At 44.7% G+C, this 15,729-nt stretch carries 17 protein-coding genes; 7 read left to right on the top strand and 10 right to left on the bottom strand.

The genetic code is table 11. From position 1 onward, the window contains the following. Positions 1 to 1,395 carry an NADPH-dependent glutamate synthase gene (gltA, locus tag CLV25_RS09760; protein WP_131839463.1) on the top strand — a complete coding sequence of 465 codons (1,395 nt, stop codon included), beginning with the start codon at positions 1 to 3 and terminating at the stop codon, positions 1,393 to 1,395. A gap of 31 nt (positions 1,396 to 1,426) precedes the next feature. Here gltA and CLV25_RS09765 read toward each other — a convergent pair whose 3' ends face one another. Continuing rightward, on the bottom strand, positions 1,427 to 2,230 hold the full coding sequence (locus CLV25_RS09765) for a CPBP family intramembrane glutamic endopeptidase (RefSeq protein WP_131839464.1): 804 nt from the start codon (positions 2,228 to 2,230) through the stop codon (positions 1,427 to 1,429). A gap of 77 nt (positions 2,231 to 2,307) precedes the next feature. Further along, positions 2,308 to 3,504, bottom strand: coding sequence for a uracil-xanthine permease family protein (locus tag CLV25_RS09770; protein WP_131839465.1), 1,197 nt, complete (start codon positions 3,502 to 3,504; stop codon positions 2,308 to 2,310). 174 nt (positions 3,505 to 3,678) lie between these two features. Between CLV25_RS09770 and CLV25_RS09775 the strand changes: the two genes are divergently transcribed. The 3 genes from CLV25_RS09775 to CLV25_RS09785 all read left to right on the top strand — a co-directional run bounded on the left by CLV25_RS09775 (position 3,679) and on the right by CLV25_RS09785 (position 7,089). Further along, a complete protein-coding gene (locus tag CLV25_RS09775) occupies positions 3,679 to 4,689 on the top strand; it encodes a dihydroorotate dehydrogenase-like protein (RefSeq protein WP_131839466.1) in 1,011 nt (336 codons plus the stop codon). A 111-nt stretch (positions 4,690 to 4,800) separates the two neighbouring features. Further along, positions 4,801 to 5,544 carry an FKBP-type peptidyl-prolyl cis-trans isomerase gene (locus CLV25_RS09780; protein WP_131839467.1) on the top strand — a complete coding sequence of 248 codons (744 nt, stop codon included), beginning with the start codon at positions 4,801 to 4,803 and terminating at the stop codon, positions 5,542 to 5,544. A 180-nt stretch (positions 5,545 to 5,724) separates the two neighbouring features. Further along, positions 5,725 to 7,089 (top strand): deoxyribodipyrimidine photo-lyase, encoded by a 1,365-nt coding sequence (locus CLV25_RS09785; RefSeq protein WP_131839468.1) that lies wholly within the window; start codon positions 5,725 to 5,727, stop codon positions 7,087 to 7,089. Between the two features lie 60 nt (positions 7,090 to 7,149). Here the strand turns inward: CLV25_RS09785 and CLV25_RS15940 are convergent, their stop codons facing one another. Continuing rightward, positions 7,150 to 7,299 (bottom strand): hypothetical protein, encoded by a 150-nt coding sequence (locus tag CLV25_RS15940; protein WP_165877056.1) that lies wholly within the window; start codon positions 7,297 to 7,299, stop codon positions 7,150 to 7,152. Between the two features lie 720 nt (positions 7,300 to 8,019). Between CLV25_RS15940 and CLV25_RS09790 the strand changes: the two genes are divergently transcribed. After that, positions 8,020 to 8,811: a DUF6261 family protein gene (locus CLV25_RS09790; protein WP_131839469.1), complete on the top strand. Its 792-nt coding sequence runs from the start codon at positions 8,020 to 8,022 to the stop codon at positions 8,809 to 8,811. Positions 8,812 to 8,814: 3 nt separating this feature from the next. Here CLV25_RS09790 and CLV25_RS09795 read toward each other — a convergent pair whose 3' ends face one another. Beyond that, on the bottom strand, positions 8,815 to 9,576 hold the full coding sequence (locus CLV25_RS09795) for an MBL fold metallo-hydrolase (protein WP_131839470.1): 762 nt from the start codon (positions 9,574 to 9,576) through the stop codon (positions 8,815 to 8,817). Between the two features lie 139 nt (positions 9,577 to 9,715). Here CLV25_RS09795 and CLV25_RS09800 point away from each other — a divergent pair, with 139 nt between their 5' ends. Further along, on the top strand, positions 9,716 to 10,420 hold the full coding sequence (locus CLV25_RS09800) for an SAM-dependent methyltransferase (protein WP_131839471.1): 705 nt from the start codon (positions 9,716 to 9,718) through the stop codon (positions 10,418 to 10,420). Here CLV25_RS09800 and CLV25_RS09805 read toward each other — a convergent pair. The 4 genes from CLV25_RS09805 to CLV25_RS09820 form a co-directional block, all read right to left on the bottom strand. Further along, on the bottom strand, positions 10,406 to 11,506 hold the full coding sequence (locus CLV25_RS09805; protein ID WP_131839472.1) for an FKBP-type peptidyl-prolyl cis-trans isomerase: 1,101 nt from the start codon (positions 11,504 to 11,506) through the stop codon (positions 10,406 to 10,408). The two genes, CLV25_RS09800 and CLV25_RS09805, sit on opposite strands and share 15 nt — an antisense overlap. 33 nt (positions 11,507 to 11,539) lie before the next feature. Further along, positions 11,540 to 12,082 carry an FKBP-type peptidyl-prolyl cis-trans isomerase gene (locus CLV25_RS09810; RefSeq protein ID WP_207895624.1) on the bottom strand — a complete coding sequence of 181 codons (543 nt, stop codon included), beginning with the start codon at positions 12,080 to 12,082 and terminating at the stop codon, positions 11,540 to 11,542. 142 nt (positions 12,083 to 12,224) lie between these two features. Beyond that, entirely contained in the window at positions 12,225 to 12,719 is a 495-nt protein-coding gene (locus tag CLV25_RS09815; protein WP_165877057.1) for an FKBP-type peptidyl-prolyl cis-trans isomerase, read from the bottom strand. Positions 12,720 to 12,729: 10 nt separating this feature from the next. After that, positions 12,730 to 13,755, bottom strand: a complete 1,026-nt coding sequence (locus tag CLV25_RS09820; protein WP_131839475.1) for a DHH family phosphoesterase — start codon at positions 13,753 to 13,755, stop codon at positions 12,730 to 12,732. 90 nt (positions 13,756 to 13,845) lie between these two features. On the opposite strand from CLV25_RS09820, the gene ndk reads away from it, so the two are divergent. Further along, a complete protein-coding gene (gene ndk, locus CLV25_RS09825) occupies positions 13,846 to 14,268 on the top strand; it encodes a nucleoside-diphosphate kinase (protein WP_131839476.1) in 423 nt (140 codons plus the stop codon). Positions 14,269 to 14,292: 24 nt separating this feature from the next. On the opposite strand, the gene CLV25_RS09830 is transcribed toward ndk, so the two are convergent. Next, positions 14,293 to 14,583, bottom strand: coding sequence for a DUF721 domain-containing protein (locus CLV25_RS09830; protein WP_131839477.1), 291 nt, complete (start codon positions 14,581 to 14,583; stop codon positions 14,293 to 14,295). Next, positions 14,580 to 15,698, bottom strand: a complete 1,119-nt coding sequence (recF, locus tag CLV25_RS09835) for a DNA replication/repair protein RecF (protein WP_317129319.1) — start codon at positions 15,696 to 15,698, stop codon at positions 14,580 to 14,582. Before recF ends, CLV25_RS09830 begins: the two co-directional genes overlap by 4 nt. Positions 15,699 to 15,729: the final 31 nt, after the last annotated feature.

Below are 15,729 nucleotides of genomic sequence, written 5' to 3' on the forward strand. Positions count from 1 at the left end.
ATGGCAAATAAAATACCACGAATACCTGTTCGCGAACAAGACCCGAACATCAGAAGAACCAACTTCGAGGAAGTATCGTATGGCTATAACAGCGAGGAGGCAATGCTCGAAGCCACACGCTGCCTTAACTGCAAAAAGCCTAAATGCGTTACAGCATGCCCAGTATCAATCAACATACCTGCATTTATTCAGGAAATAGCCAAAGGAAACTTTGTTGATGCCGCAAAAGTTATAGCAGCAGACAGCAGTCTTCCTGCCGTTTGTGGTAGAGTTTGCCCTCAAGAGTCGCAATGCGAAGGCGATTGCATTCTTGGCGTAAAATCGGAGCCTGTTGCAATTGGCAAACTTGAGCGCTTTATTGGAGACTATGCCAATGAGAACCAACTAAATCTAGCCGAAGTTGCTGCTCCAAATGGATTCAAGGTTGCCATCATAGGTAGTGGTCCTGCAGGATTAGCCTGTGCTACAGACCTTGCCAAAATAGGCTACGAAGTCAAAATTTTTGAAGCGCTCCATAAAGCTGGAGGGGTACTAGAATATGGCATTCCTGAGTTTCGCTTGCCTAAAGAAAAGGTTGTAAAGGCCGAGATCGATAACGTTAGAAGGCTTGGCGTTAAAATTGAAACGGACGTTGTCATAGGTCGAACTGTTACTATTGATGAACTAATAAACGAAGAAGGGTACCATGCCGTATTTGTAGGTTCAGGGGCTGGTCTTCCAAAGTTTATGGATATTCCAGGAGAAAATCTAAACGGAGTTGTATCCGCCAACGAATTTCTTACCAGAACCAACCTAATGAAGGCTTACGATGAATCATACGACACCCCCATTTTTGTTGGAAGCAACGTAGTTGTAGTTGGTGGAGGTAATGTTGCAATGGATGCAGCACGCACAGCAGCACGTTTAGGTGCTAATGTTACAGTCGTTTATCGCCGCTCAAAGACAGAACTACCTGCACGTGTAGAGGAAGTTCACCATGCCGAGGAAGAGGGCATCGTTTTCAAGTTGCTCACAAATCCAACAGAGATTATTGGCGACGAAAAAGGATGGGTAAAAGCAATAAAATGCATTAAAATGGATCTGGGAGAGCCAGACGCATCTGGACGTAGACGCCCCATTGAAGTTCCAAACTCTGAGTTTGAAGTCAAAACTGACGTCGTAATCATGTCGCTTGGCACATCACCCAACCCGCTAATTTCGACGACTACCCCTGGCCTTAACCTCAACAAGTGGCAGTGCATCATTGCTGATGAAAAAGGACAAACGACCCGAGAAGGTGTATTTGCTGGCGGCGATGCTGTTACCGGAGCTGCAACCGTGATTTTGGCTATGGGAGCAGGAAGAGTTGCTGCAAAATCGATAGATGAGTATATCAAAGATAAATATCAGAACTAAAAAGAAAGGCAGCCAAGGCTGCCTTTCTTTTTTATACCAACTCCTCTTTTACTGCTAAAATCTTACGAATCCTATAAACACTAAACACGGCCAGAAGCACCCCTAGCACGGCTAATGCCAAATTTGTCTGCCAAGGAAGCAGCTTATTATAGGTAAAGTCGACTCCCACAATACCCGCAGTTATATATGCGATTACGTTATTTAAAAAGTGAACTACGATTGATGGCAACAACGATTTTGTTTTGTAGAAAAGCCACCCCATAAAGTATCCCACAACAAAAGCAGGAATTGCCTGCCAAGGGTTCATATGCAAAACTGCAAAGATTATTGCCGACCATACAATTGCTTTTTTAGACGAATAGTTTTCCAAAAAAGAGCGCAGAAATATTCCTCTACACAGGATTTCCTCCAGCAAAGGAGCTGCGACACAAACCAAAAGGAAACCCAACACGCTAAAAGAAAGCATCTCTTCAAAAATCTTCTTCATAAACTCCGGCATAGGAAACAAGCTCATTATAAAATCGCTTGCATACCCAAAACCCAAGACAAAGAGCAACAAAAACGGAATAATCTGAAGATCAAACTTTCTGAAAAGGGTTGTAAACTTTGCATCAAACTCATGCTTCTGGAACATCAAAACAACAGCACAAACAACTCCTAATGGAATTGTATAGCCTAAAAATTCCCGCAGATCTTTATAGCCACCATTAATCAGCAACGCCAAAGCACCGGCAACCGCAATTGTAACCACAAAAAATATTAGCGTGATATACCATGCCTGAGTAATGGTTGGAAATTTAGGTTTTGGCTTAATAATTTGTTCCGAGCTATCCATATTCGTTTCTTTTTAGTTTGAAAAGCAAAAAAGGCCACCAAGTGGCAGCCCTAATTTTTATACTGAGAAAATCTCACCTAATCTCTGTCGGGCAAAATCAAATTTAGCACAATTCCAACGATTGCCGCTAAGCCAATGCCAGAAAGTTCAAATTCTCCAATTTTCATCGCCACACCACCAATTCCTACGGTAAGAATCAGTGCTACAATTATCTGATTACGCGACTTCGAGAGGTTGAGCTTATCTACAATCATCGTCTTTATGCCTATTGTGGCAATAATTCCAAAAAGAATTAGCATAATACCTCCTAGAACGGCTTCGGGGATCGATTTAAGGAAACCGTTTATCTTTCCAAGAAAGGCAAACGCGATAGCGGTTATTCCAGAAATTTGCAAAACGCGAGGGTCGAAAACCTTGGTAAGAGCAATCGCACCCGTAACCTCTGCATATGTAGTAGCAGGAGGCCCTCCTACAAATCCGGCAACTGTACATGCGACACCATCGCCAAGCATGGTACGATGCAGACCAGGATCTTTCACAAAATCCTTTCCTGTTACTGCACTAATGGCATACACATCGCCAACGTGCTCTACAATTGGCGCCAAAGCAACCGGGATAAGGTAAAGAATTGCCTCCCACGAAAATTCGGGAGTTACAAACTTGGGGATAGAAATCCACGGAGCATTAACAATTACCGAGAAATCTACATTACCCGTAAAAATTGAAACGACATACCCTACGATGATACCAATAAATACAGGAATAAGCTTAAGAATCCCCTTACCGTACATCAGCGCGACAATTGCGCCCACTAACGATATACAGGCGATAGGCCAATTCGACGAAGCCATCTTTACCCCAACAGGTGCAAGCGATACCCCAATGAGAATAATTACGGGACCATACACAGAAGAGGGGAAAAGACGCTTAACTAGGCCTATTCCCCTCCACTTTATCAACGCCGACACAATACCGTAAACAATGCCAACTGCTGCCATCCCGCTTAAGGTTCCTGCCAACCCATAAAGCGCCGTTGCCTTTTGTATGGGAGCAATAAAGGCGAAAGAGCTGCCCAAAAAAATAGGAACTTTACCTTTCGTAATCAGCTGAAAGATCAAAGTTCCTAAGCCTGCTGTAAATAGCGCTACCGAGGGATCGAGCCCAACTAGCAACGGCACCAGTACCGTTGCCCCAAAAGCCACAAAAAGAAACTGTACGCCTACTACAACTCTTCGTTGCGGTGTCAAAGCGTACTCAGAATGCTTATTAATCATTAGGGAAACAAATTAGAACTGTAGAAGTATATTCGAAACCTAGGCCCAAAAAATCTCGCAAATGTAGCTTAAGAGCCTCAATTTCCGAACAAGACAAGCATTAAATACGTTTAAGAAATGGTTTATCCAAGCATAGCCAGTAGATATCGTGAGCAAACTATAATAAGGACAGCTATGGCAAACTTAAGCACAAGCTACATGGGCTTATCCCTAAAAAGCCCATTCGTTATTGGAGCAAGCAACTTGAGCGATAACGTAGACCGACTAAAAAAGCTAGAAGACGCAGGTGCAGGCGCGGTTGTTTACAAAACTCTATTCGAAGAGCAAATTGAACTCGAAAGCCTTGAACTAGATAATGACCTCGAGGCCTACAACGAGCGCCATCCGGAGATGGTTCGCATATTTCCGGAACTCCACCACGCAGGTCCTAGAGGTCACTTGCATAAGCTGAAAAAAGCAAAGAGCGCCCTCAGCATCCCTGTAATAGGAAGCCTCAACTGCATTACCCCTTCAACTTGGGGAGACTGGGCCATACGCATGCAGGACACCGGCATCGATGGGCTCGAGCTAAACTTCTACTCCTCCCCTTCCAAGTTCGAAGTTACAGGAGCCGAAATCATCAACACCCAATTGGAGGTGCTAAGAGAAGTTACAAGCAAGGTTACAATTCCCATTGCTGTAAAGTTGAGCCCATTCTACGGCAACCCCCTAGAGGTTATATCGCGAATGGATAAGATTGGCGTAAAGGCGTTCGTCCTATTCAACCGAATGTACCAGCCAGACATTGACATCGATGCCGAAACCATGAAGCAGTCGTACGTATTTAGCCGTTCCGACGACTCGCGTCTTGCCCTTCGCTACTGCGGATTACTATACAGCCGCATTAACGCTCAGCTATCGGCTGCTACCGGCATTGTAACCGCCGAGGAGGCCATAAAGATGCTTCTTTCTGGAGCAAACACCCTTCAGGTGGTGAGCGCCGTGTACAAAAATGGGCCAGACTATGTTAAAAGCATGATTAGCGAAGTAGATGCCTGGATGAAGATGAAAGGCTACGAAAGCATCGACGAATTTAGAGGTAAGCTGTCGTTCGTCAACCTAAAAGATCCTTTTGCATACACCCGCGCCCAGTACATCGATATACTTATGCGCTCCAGCGAGTGGATTAACCCTTGGTTCATCTAAGGAAAGAAGAGAAGCAGCTCTCTAAACGAATCTTTTCAGCTTATTTAAAACTTTTTACCCACTGGATGGTTAGAATAACGATCGATGGTAGTAACACTTTAATCAACTCCCATGAAGAATATTGCAACCACTTTAATAGCCATTTTGCTTTCTTCAAGTTTAGGCTTTTCCCAAACAGCAATTAACAGCAGTCCTGCAACCCAACAAGCAAAATTCAACAGCTTTCTCGACAGTGCTTCCTATGCCTATGGCGTTGTTTTAGCCAGAAGTATGGAGGGGTTAAAGGTAGATTTTAACCACGAGCTCATCCAGCAAGCGTTTAAAGACGTAAGAGATAAGATTAACCTATACAACGACACCACCATCAACTCCTTGCTCACAAGGCTTCAAACTCAAATACAAACGAGAGAAATGGCAAGGATTGAGGTTCTAACAAAAGAAAATGCGATAAAGACAAAGGCCTTTTTTGAGGAAAATGGGAAAAAGCCAAATATAAAAACAACAGCCAGCGGCCTACAATACGAAACAATCGTTAGTGGCCCATCAGATGGTATTCCCCCATCTATCAACGACACCGTAGTGGTTAACTTCGAGGCCAAATTTATCGATGGAAAACCCCTGGAATCTTCCTATGAAAGTGGAAAGCCCGTACATATGCCACTCAACCAAATCATCCCAGGACTACAGGAAGGTTTGCTCCTAATGAAGCCCAAGGACACCTTTATCCTTTACATCCCAAGCGAGCTAGCGTATGGAGATAAGGGTGCTCCAGCAATAGAACCCAACCAAGGTTTAATTTTTAAAATTGATCTAATTGATATTATAAAAGGAGCCGTTCCGCTTCCTAAGTATTAGGCTTGCACACCAAGCACTTCTCAACGTCTAAATTGCCACTCTGTCAAAATAGCCAACTCTTTCATTAAGAGGTTGGCTATTTTCATTTTTCAAGTATAGATAAGGAGGACCAATCCAAACTTTTATTCATGTATATTAGATACAGAAAAGCATACATGCCTTTTAGTAAATTAGAGGCCTATGAAAGTAGATCTACGAAGAGTTATTACGCACAAGACCACCGAATCCCCCATCCGTAGGGTGGTTTACCGCATGAGCCGCGACCAACGGGTTAACGACAACTGGGCGCTGATATTTGCGCAAGAGCAGGCGCTGCTGCACGGCTGCCCACTAGAGGTTGTGCTTACCCTTACGCCCTCCTACCCAATGGCCAACCAACGCCACTACAGCTTCATGCTGCAAGGACTAGTAGAGCTAGAACGGGGACTATCGGAACTCAACATCCCATTTCGGGTTATACTTAACGAAGATCCAACCTCAGCATTTGAACAATACGTTAGAAGCAACGGCATCAACCTTATCGTTTCCGATTTCGATCCGCTCCGCATAAAAAGAAGATGGATTAGCGCCATCAACCAGATGGAGGACATAGCCCACTACGAGGTTGATGCCCATAACATAGTACCCTGCCACTGGGTTTCTCAAAAGGTGGAGTTTGGAGCCTACACCATTCGCCCAAAGGTTAGGCGGGCGCTTGAGGAGTTCCTCACCGAATTTCCTCCACTAAAAAAGCAGAGTTGCTTTGACAGGCTAGGTCTGCAGCCAACCAGCTGGCAAGAGGTGGAGGCGGGTATTCTTGCCGATCCATCTGTAAAACCAATTGAATGGCTAGCACCGGGCGAGGCCAGCGCTAGGCAGCGGCTAAGCCAATTCGTTGAGCAAAAGCTGAAGGGCTACAGCGAAAGGAGGAACAACCCAACGCTTGATGCCCAATCGAACCTGTCGCCATACCTCCACTTCGGGCAGCTATCGGCGCAGCGAGTAGCCATTGAGGTAGCACGCGGGGCAGCGGCATCGCCCGATAGCGAAGCCTTTTTGGAGGAGCTAATCGTACGGCGCGAGCTATCCGACAACTTCTGCTACTATAATCCCCGCTACGACAGCGTCGAGGGCTTCGCCGACTGGGCAAAAAAGGACATCGAGCTGCACCGCGACGATCCCAGAGAATTCATCTACACCCGCGAAGATCTCGAGCAGGCACAAACGCACGATCCGCTTTGGAATGCTGCCCAAACGGAGATGGCTACCCGCGGGAAAATGCACGGATACCTGCGCATGTACTGGGCCAAAAAAATTTTAGAATGGAGTCCTACGGTAGAGGAGGCTTTAGCCACCGCCATATACCTAAACGATAAGTACTCGCTAGACGGTCGCGACCCCAACGGCTATGCGGGCATCGCCTGGAGCATTGGCGGAGTGCACGACAGGGCTTGGTTTCCCCGTCCCATTTTTGGAAAGATACGCTACATGAGCTACAACGGGTGCCTTTCGAAGTTCGACGTAAAGGCGTACATAGCAATGGTAACGGCAGGAAAGACAAGGTAGCACACAAAAAAACGAACCACGCATGCATGGCTCGTTCCACGTGCTTTCTCCTAAGCCACTTTAGAAGTAGCGAGCAACAAGAAGGTACACCAGCGCAGCGGCCAGCCCTACTCCCAAAAGAATAATAAAAAGACGAGCAAGCTGCTCTGTAGTGTCTAGCGGCTTCTTTTCTACTTTTTTACCATGATGATAGCGTTGCTTTGTTACCATAGGGCATTACTGTTTAGGAAAGTATCATTAATCGTTTAAGAACTCTTGCTCTAAGATAGAATTTTTTATAATACAGCTAAACAATCCTACAAAATTTAATTATCACCCTTTCAAAACTCCTAAAAATAGGCCTTCCCCTTTCTTTCAAAAGGCGGAAACCAAGCAGCAATTCCCTTTTGCCGCCATCGAGAAGGCTAAAATATCACCAAATCATCCTTATTACATCGTACGGAAAGGGAAAACACAGCTCAAAACCCATTATGCAATCAGTGGGATACTCAATATAAATGGATTGGGAATTCTTCGAAATGTTGCAATATTTGTTCACTTTTTGTTTCTATTTTTGCATCTGCATTTTATCATATTCATTATGAAATTCTAATTATTCAATTGCATTTCATGAAATACATTATAGCTATATAATTATACATATGTACTATACTTTCAAAATATTGAATACAATAATATTCATATGCATTTTTCAAGGAACATATAGTAAACTATAAAATACATGTGTATTTTTTATATATTTATCAGAGTTAAGCATGCAACATTAAGAAGCAGGTCCAACGAGTAAGGCTAGAAGCTTCCGCTAGCAGTAGAAGCCGGCATCTAACCTAAAAAGGCCTTCTTCAGGTCGGCAGTAAAGCCACAGCATGCCAAAAAGGGCTTCCGAATGGTTTTGTAGCATCAGCTTAAAACGCTTTTAATCTACGAACGATGAAAAAAACCGCACTACTACCCCGCTTGAGCATCAACAGCATCATTGGCTATACCGAAGAGATGCTCTACTACGTCAACCTATACGTAGATCCTTCGCAGCTCGATTCGGAACGCTACCCTGCCGTGGTTGAGGCCAAGCAGCGGTTCGAGAAGGGCTTCAACATGAGCCGCAAAAGCAACATCAACCTAAAGAATGCCGATGCCAACCGCGACCGGGCTTTCCTGCACCTAAAGCACCTGGTGCTGGCGGGCTACTACTCTGCCAAGGAAGATATCCAGCAGGAGGGCGAAAAGGTGAAGCAGCTGATGGAACGCCTAGGCTTTACCCTTTACCGCAAGCGCTATACCACCGAGACGGCCGACATTAACAAGTTGGTATCGCAAATTAGCGACGAGTACTACCAACAAGCCATACACCTACTTAACCTGCAGGATGCCATCGACAGCCTAGCTAAAGCCAACGAAGAATTCTTCGACTGCGACTTTAAGGCCGGGATAGAGCGAACCGAGAGGAAAAAGATTACCCCACCAAGCCGGGTAAGGCGATCATTCGAGCAGGCCATCAGGGGTCTTTGGGAGTATATTGATGCGCAGGCCATCATCAACCCACAATCGGGCTGGCTTCAAACAAAAAAAGCCGTAGAGCTCCTCAACGCCAAGTACAGCGCCGAGCTAAAGCGCCACTACACCATCATCCGAAAGCGAAAGACGAAGCAGGAAGGGAATGCGGATGAGCAGGGCCAGCAGCAGGATGGCAGCACCCAGCTGGCAGATGGCGCTAATGAATAGGAACTAGAGCCTCAGCGTTAGCCCATCGTAGGCCAGGCATACGTTTTCGGGGAGCTCGCGTTGCACGTCGGCGTACTTTCCCATCTGGTGCGAGATGTGGGTAAGGTAGGCCACCTCGGGCTTTACCTCGTCAACCAGCTCCAGCGCCTGGGTAAGGGTGAAATGCGAGATGTGATCTTCGCGCCTCAGCGCGTTTACCACCAGCACGCGCGTTCCAGACAGCTTCTGCTTCTCCTCTTCGGAGATGTAGTTGGCATCGGTGATGTAGGTAAAATCCTTAATTCGGTAGGCCGATACGGGAAGACGGAAGTGCCGTACCGAGATGGGCGTTACCTCTACATCCTTCACCATAAAAGGCTCGGGGCCGATGGGGTGAAGCGCCATCTGCGGCACCCCAGGATAGGGTTTCTCGCTAAACACATACGAAAACTCCACCTTCAGATGCCCCAGCACCCGCTCTAAGGCGTAAATATCCATAGGCCGATTAAGCACGTAGTTAAAGGCACGAACATCGTCTAACCCTCCAACATGATCCTTATGCTCGTGGGTAAGCAGAATGGCGTCCAGATCTTTTACCCTCTCGCGGAGCATCTGCTGCCGAAAGTCGGGTCCAGCATCAATCAGAATGCGAACGCCATCAACCTCAACCAGCACCGACGAGCGCAGGCGCTTATCGTGCAGGTCGTCCGATTGGCAAACAGGGCAGCTGCAGGCTATTATAGGCACCCCTTGCGAGGTGCCGGTGCCTAGAAATGTAACCTTCAACGTATATCCTCCTAAATTCGAATAGTACCCGCAAAAATAGCACATAAACCGAGAAAGTATTCCCAAATAACGGTCTAGAACAGCTGGCAATCCTTCATATCAGAAGAATTGGATTACCTTTGCCGAAAAAAAAGAGACCATGTCGGCAGTAGTTTACCTGATTCCAACCACGCTAGGCGATACCCCAATCGAGAATGTTATTCCGCAACATGTAAAGGATGTAGTACAGAACACCCGGTTCTTTATTGTTGAGGAGCTCCGCACCGCCCGCAGGTTTATTAGCAAGCTGAAGCTGGGAATTCAGATAGACACGCTTACCTTTTACGAGCTCAACGAGCACACCAACCCTACGGAGGTACGAAAGATGCTGCAGCCTGCTTTAGATGGAAATGACATCGGCATTATCTCGGAGGCTGGCGTACCAGGTGTTGCCGATCCCGGTGCCGATGCGGTTGCAGAAGCACACCGATTAGGGATTAAGGTGGTTCCATTGGTTGGTCCCTCGTCCATACTGATGTCGCTAATGGCATCGGGGCTCAATGGGCAAAACTTTGCCTTTGTGGGCTACCTCCCCGTAAAGCCTGCAGAGAGGGTTAAGGCCATCAAGACACTAGAGCAGCGCTCGAACCGCGAGCGCCAAACGCAAATCTTTATAGAAACTCCCTACCGCAACAACCATATGCTAGCAGCCCTGCTGGAGACCTGTCATCCCGATACCCGACTATGCATCGCCGCCGACATTACCACCGAAACCGAATTCATTGTGACAAAAAAAATCGGAGACTGGCGTAAGCAAGTCCCCGACCTTCATAAAAGACCAACCGTCTTTTTAGTACTTTCGTAGCAACTTCGGAGGAAGTATTGCAGCAGCAGTTGTTGTTGTTGTTGTCGATACAGGATTTTCCACCTTGTCTACTACAATATAGAATCTCAGAGGAGCATAAGGAGCAATTGATGGCTTGCTGGAGCTGCTAGACTGCCCGGTAATCCCGTAACCGTTGGTTGAGGTAAATACAACCTCGGCCTTCGCCCCCTTAGTCATTTTACGTAAGGCAAGTTCGAAACCCTTAACAACACCGCTACTAGTAGCCGACATGCTTACCACCAAGGTATCCCCATCGGCAGAAGTAGAACTAGCACTACCATAAGGAGCATAAGGTGCAAACGTATCCGATATAGCTTTTATATTGGTATCAAAGCAGTAGTTATCTAAGAAATAGCCTGCATAGTGAACATACACCTTCGATCCATTACCAATGGTATCACTAGCTGCTGCACTACCCTTTTCAATCTCCCTAAAGTACACTGCCTTATCCTTAATATTGACAAAGCCAGAATTCTTACTAACGTAAGAATCAACCAGCAACGAGTCGTATTCGCGTGGCTTAGAGATAACCTTAACCAGTTCCATCTGATACGTTACCGGACGATTAGCCTGTACGTAGGCATCAGGAAGAAGCGGCATTTGTCCAAACTTAACAGCACCATACGAGCCAAAGCCCAAGTAGGAAGGAATAAGCAAATCAACCTTTCCCCCCTCCTTCATTTTTAAAAGAGCCTCTCTAAAACCTTGAGGCATTGCACCTGCCATATACAAAAAGTCGGGTACAATGTGGAAGTAGTTTACATGATAGTCTAGATGGTTGAATACAGCGGTATCCGTAGTATGGAAGTAATCTCCCTCAAGGGTTTTTCCGGTAAACTTAACCATAACCCAATCGGTTATAGTAGGGGTAACACCAGTCCCTTCCTTAAGGACGTTTAAGTAAAGACCCGTTTCGGTTTTATTTTTCCATATAGGATTTTGATTAACATACGCACCTATAATGCGATCTTCAATTGTTCTCGAAGAGACATCCTCTTCCTGAGCGCATGAGAAAAGCCCTACTGCTAAGGCTGCTAAAGCCAATACTTTAATATAGCTGTGCATAGAATAACTATTATTGCAACTTTTTATTCGTTCTTATCTTTCAACTTTTAGAATGTAAATCCTTACCCCTACAGCCGAGTTGGCAGGTACTGCACCTATTGCGCTACCTCCGTACGCATAGGAAGAAGGGAAAAGAAGCTGAGCCGCATCGCCATCGAACAGCGAGAGAAGCCCTTGATCGAAGCCTTTAGGAAGGCCGCTTTTCCCTACGACTACCGTAATAGGATCGTATTTGGCAAAGGGATTGTCGAGTGAATTCGCCTTCGCAACCGACTCGATGCTGGTATTAAAAGGTCTAAGGGTTGTCGAGTTTTCTACAACGGAAAGAACATAGTGTAGCGTCACCTTATTGCCTACCTGAATTGCAGAACCTGCTCCCTTTTTAAATCGGTTAAACCATATATCTCCACTCTTTTGGACGCTATCGGTAAGCTTCGTTATTTTTATAAAAGACGCTATAAGGGCATTCTGCGCCTCTATGCTGTTGGTTTGGGTTTCCTCCTTGCCACACGACGAAAGAGCACCAACAACGCAAGCAAACGTAGCGGCTAAAGCTGTATACCTAAAAAATCTCATCACCTTTTTAAATTGCATTTGCTAATTGCTTTGCATTTAGGCTTCCAAATGTAGGAATATTCTTTAAATATCGCGGCTACAAAGGTTGCAGTCGCCCAATTTTACCTAATATAAACAGCAATATAGCCCAGTTTATTGTGCGCTACTGCACACTTTTTATTCGGATATCGTAAACAAGCGTTGCTCTCGAAGGAATTTTCTCGCCATCGCCCAATAAACCATAGGCCAAATGGGGCGTAAAAATAAGTTGAGCACTATCTCCTTCGGAAAAAAGCTTCAACCCTTCGTGCAACCCTGCAATACCTCCCGATTTATCAACAATAATTTGAGCAAGTTCAGTACCAGACGAATCAAGAGGGGTTCCGTCAATCAAATGTATCTTATAGGCATAAAGTACAACCGATCCTTCTTTTATTTTCGGACCACCTCCCTTTTCTACACACCTGTAGTAGAATCCATAATCAGAAAGAGCCATCCTTACCCCATGCCTTTCAATATAACCTTCAACAACTAGCATATCCTTTTTATTGAGGTAGCGATTAGCCCGAAGCATTTTTCCTTCTTCAACACGATTGGTGGTATGATGATTTACATAGCCTTCCTCCGTCCCATTACTACAAGCTACTAGAATCAGCATCCATAGAATGCTAGATGCTTTTAACAATTTTATCGGCATTTTCTCTCACACAAATTTCGAAATACTTGATAACCTCTGGCAGCTTCATTTGGATACGACCTCCGGCTGCATTTTTGTGCCCGCCTCCATAAAAGTACTTTCTTGAAAATTCATTTACAGAAAAGTCGCCCTTCGATCTCAGCGAAAGCTTTACATAGCCATCGGTCTGTTCCGTAAAAAGCACTGAAAAGTTAACATCCTTAATAGACAAGGGCAGGTTCACAAGCCCTTCGGTATCGCCAGATCGATGCTTAAACCTGTTGAGTTCCTTAATCGTTAAGGCTATGAATGCCGTTTTATGCTCTCTAAAAACCACCATCTTCTCGTTTAAGCAATACCCCATAAGGCGCATTCTTTCTTCAGAAAATGTATTGTACACAACCTGATGAACCTTATCCTTATCGATGTTCATCTCTAGCAAATCGGCAACAACATGAAAGGTAGCAGGATTCGAGCTAGAGTAGCTAAAAGAGCCTGTATCCGTCATTATTCCGGCATACAAAGCTTCCGCAGCCCCAATGCTTAGCATAGGCAATAGGTCAAGCCCCTTTGCAATGTGGTATACCAGTTCGCAGGTTGAGCTAACCCATAGCTCTGAGAATTGTAGTATAAAATCATCTTCGGGATATAGGTGATGATCGATAAGCACCTTAGGTGCCAAAGCCTCCTTTACCACCTCTCCCATGCCGTTTAGTCTCGACAAAGAATTAAAATCGAGACAGATTATAAGATTGCTTTTGCCTAAAGCATTTATTACCTCTTGCGGATTTTTCTCGAAATTCAAGAACTTATCAGCCTCCTCCATCCACGCCAAGAAGTCTGGGAACGAGTTCGGCACTATAGCATAAACCTCCTTTCCCAAGTTCTTCAAAATTTGGCACATGCCTACCGAAGAACCAACCGCATCTCCATCGGGATTTGGGTGCGTAACTATTGAGATGCACTCCGCATCGTTCAGTAGTTTTTTTAAGCTTTCTAACTTACTGTTATCTATCACTTCCTAATTTTTACGGGCTAAAGATACCAATTCTTTTTGTTGGTTAGAATAATTTACTACTTTGCCCCTCACAAAATAAGGCTTAATAAGATGAGCGGAAATATCACATTTACAATTATCAAACCCGACGCAGTAAGTAAAAATTACACTGAAGCCATTTTTGAAAAGATCGAAAAGGCCGGTTTTGAAGTTTTGAAGAGAAAAGATGTTTGCCTAACCAAAGAGTTGGCGGAGAATTTTTATGAAATCCACAAAGGGCAACCTTTCTTTGCAGGATTGGTAGAGTTTATGACCTCTGGTCCAATTGTAGTAGCAGCCCTAAAAAAGGGAAATGCAGTGGAGGATTTTAGGGCAACTATTGGAAAAACAAATCCGCTTGAAGCCGCAGAGGGTACAATTCGAAAAGTATATGGCGAAATGGTCTCGCGTAATGCTATTCACGGCTCTGATTCCGACGAAAATGCACAAAGAGAAATTCGCTTTTTCTTTACCCCAGAAGAGGTAGAATTCTAGAAATAAGCAGCCATTGCCGATCGATTATCGAACAATCAAATCGGTGATGGCATCTTCCCCCATCCTCCGATTTATAACTTTTACTAGTTCGTTGCTAATTAGCTTCAATTCACTCCGGATAATAGACGACTTTACCTCCACAAAAAGCACCCGCTCTTTTACCCACATACCTCCTGTTGCAGAAGCAACTTTTACCCCCACAATTTCAGGCCATTCGCGCTTTATCTGAGCGGAAAGCAGTCCTTCTTCAAACTTTTTATCCTTAAAGATGCTCTTTAAGATGTCGGATACCGAATAAGTTTTTCCTGGTTTCATGGCAATATATCCTTTCTTTCTACAGCACCATCAGCAACAGAAAAAAGGTAGGCATCATTTAAAAGTACACCTAAAGCCTCTTCAAGCCTATGCTTGTTGCTATCGGTTATAAATATCTGTCCGAATAAATCATTTCCAACTAGCTCTATCATCTTCGACACCCTCCTAGGATCAAGTTTATCAAAGATATCGTCGAGCAGTAGTATCGGCTTTATTCCTGAGGACTGTCGAATCAGCTCAAATTGCGCAAGTTTAAGAGCAATCAGCAGCGTTTTCTGCTGACCTTGCGACCCCATTTTCTTTGCCGAATAACCGTCAAGCAAAAGATCCAAATCATCTCGATGTACACCTACGGAAGTGTGTTGTAGAACACAATCCTTTTCGTAGTTTTTTAGAAGTAACGCTTTCATATCATCATTGATAAGATGGCTAATATAGCTGATCCCGGCAACCTCTCTCGATTCTGAAATCGTGGCATAGTAACGTTCAAATATAGGCTGAAGATCCGCTACAAATTTCTTTCGAAACCTATATATGTAAGAACCAACTTCCACCATCTGAACGTCAATTACCTCAAGCACCTCGTAAGATGAACCATTGGTAAAATTAGATTTAAGCAGCTTGTTTCGATGGGCCAATAATCGATTGTACTTCTGAAGAGCAACTAAATAGCTTCGATCAATTTGAGAAAGCACCAAATTCATGAACCGACGTCGCTCCTCTCCAGACTCCTGAACTAAATTATTATCAGCAGGCGAAATCTGGACTAAAGGGTACGAACCAATGTGATCAGCGATTCTATCATACTCCTTCCCATTCTTCTTTATAACCTTCCCACTCCCCAGTTTAAAACCACAATAAATTTTATCGTCCCCCTCATTCCTTCGATATATGCCATCCACTACAAAAAACGGTTCTCCATGCTTTACGCATTGGCTGTCGGCCATAAGCCATCCGCTTTTACACATCGACAGGAAGTAAATAGCATCCAGCATATTAGTTTTACCAACGCCATTATCCCCCACAAAGCAGTTGATTTTGGGACAAAACTCTACCTCAACGCTAGCAAAATTCTTGAAATTTACAAGGTTCAATCTACTTAAAAACATAGGCATATGCTCATCCCAAGCCGGATGCTGCTGATCA

It is taken from the genome of Acetobacteroides hydrogenigenes, assembly GCF_004340205.1.
Lineage (GTDB): Bacteria > Bacteroidota > Bacteroidia > Bacteroidales > ZOR0009 > Acetobacteroides > Acetobacteroides hydrogenigenes.

Bases quoted from the DNA above. Each gene is read 5' to 3' on its own strand.
- CLV25_RS09810 (WP_207895624.1), bottom strand. From the start codon at position 12,082: ATGAGATTTTTTAGGTATACAGCTTTAGCCGCTACGTTTGCTTGCGTT.
- CLV25_RS09830 (WP_131839477.1), bottom strand. From the start codon at position 14,583: ATGAAACCAGGAAAAACTTATTCGGTATCCGACATCTTAAAGAGCATC.
- ndk (WP_131839476.1), top strand. From the start codon at position 13,846: ATGAGCGGAAATATCACATTTACAATTATCAAACCCGACGCAGTAAGT.
- CLV25_RS09815 (WP_165877057.1), bottom strand. From the start codon at position 12,719: ATGCTGATTCTAGTAGCTTGTAGTAATGGGACGGAGGAAGGCTATGTA.
- gltA (WP_131839463.1), top strand. From the start codon at position 1: ATGGCAAATAAAATACCACGAATACCTGTTCGCGAACAAGACCCGAAC.
- CLV25_RS09805 (WP_131839472.1), bottom strand. From the start codon at position 11,506: ATGCACAGCTATATTAAAGTATTGGCTTTAGCAGCCTTAGCAGTAGGG.
- recF (WP_317129319.1), bottom strand. From the start codon at position 15,698: ATGCCTATGTTTTTAAGTAGATTGAACCTTGTAAATTTCAAGAATTTT.
- CLV25_RS09770 (WP_131839465.1), bottom strand. From the start codon at position 3,504: ATGATTAATAAGCATTCTGAGTACGCTTTGACACCGCAACGAAGAGTT.
- CLV25_RS09790 (WP_131839469.1), top strand. From the start codon at position 8,020: ATGAAAAAAACCGCACTACTACCCCGCTTGAGCATCAACAGCATCATT.
- CLV25_RS09785 (WP_131839468.1), top strand. From the start codon at position 5,725: ATGAAAGTAGATCTACGAAGAGTTATTACGCACAAGACCACCGAATCC.
- CLV25_RS15940 (WP_165877056.1), bottom strand. From the start codon at position 7,299: ATGGTAACAAAGCAACGCTATCATCATGGTAAAAAAGTAGAAAAGAAG.
- CLV25_RS09775 (WP_131839466.1), top strand. From the start codon at position 3,679: ATGGCAAACTTAAGCACAAGCTACATGGGCTTATCCCTAAAAAGCCCA.
- CLV25_RS09780 (WP_131839467.1), top strand. From the start codon at position 4,801: ATGAAGAATATTGCAACCACTTTAATAGCCATTTTGCTTTCTTCAAGT.
- CLV25_RS09800 (WP_131839471.1), top strand. From the start codon at position 9,716: ATGTCGGCAGTAGTTTACCTGATTCCAACCACGCTAGGCGATACCCCA.
- CLV25_RS09765 (WP_131839464.1), bottom strand. From the start codon at position 2,230: ATGGATAGCTCGGAACAAATTATTAAGCCAAAACCTAAATTTCCAACC.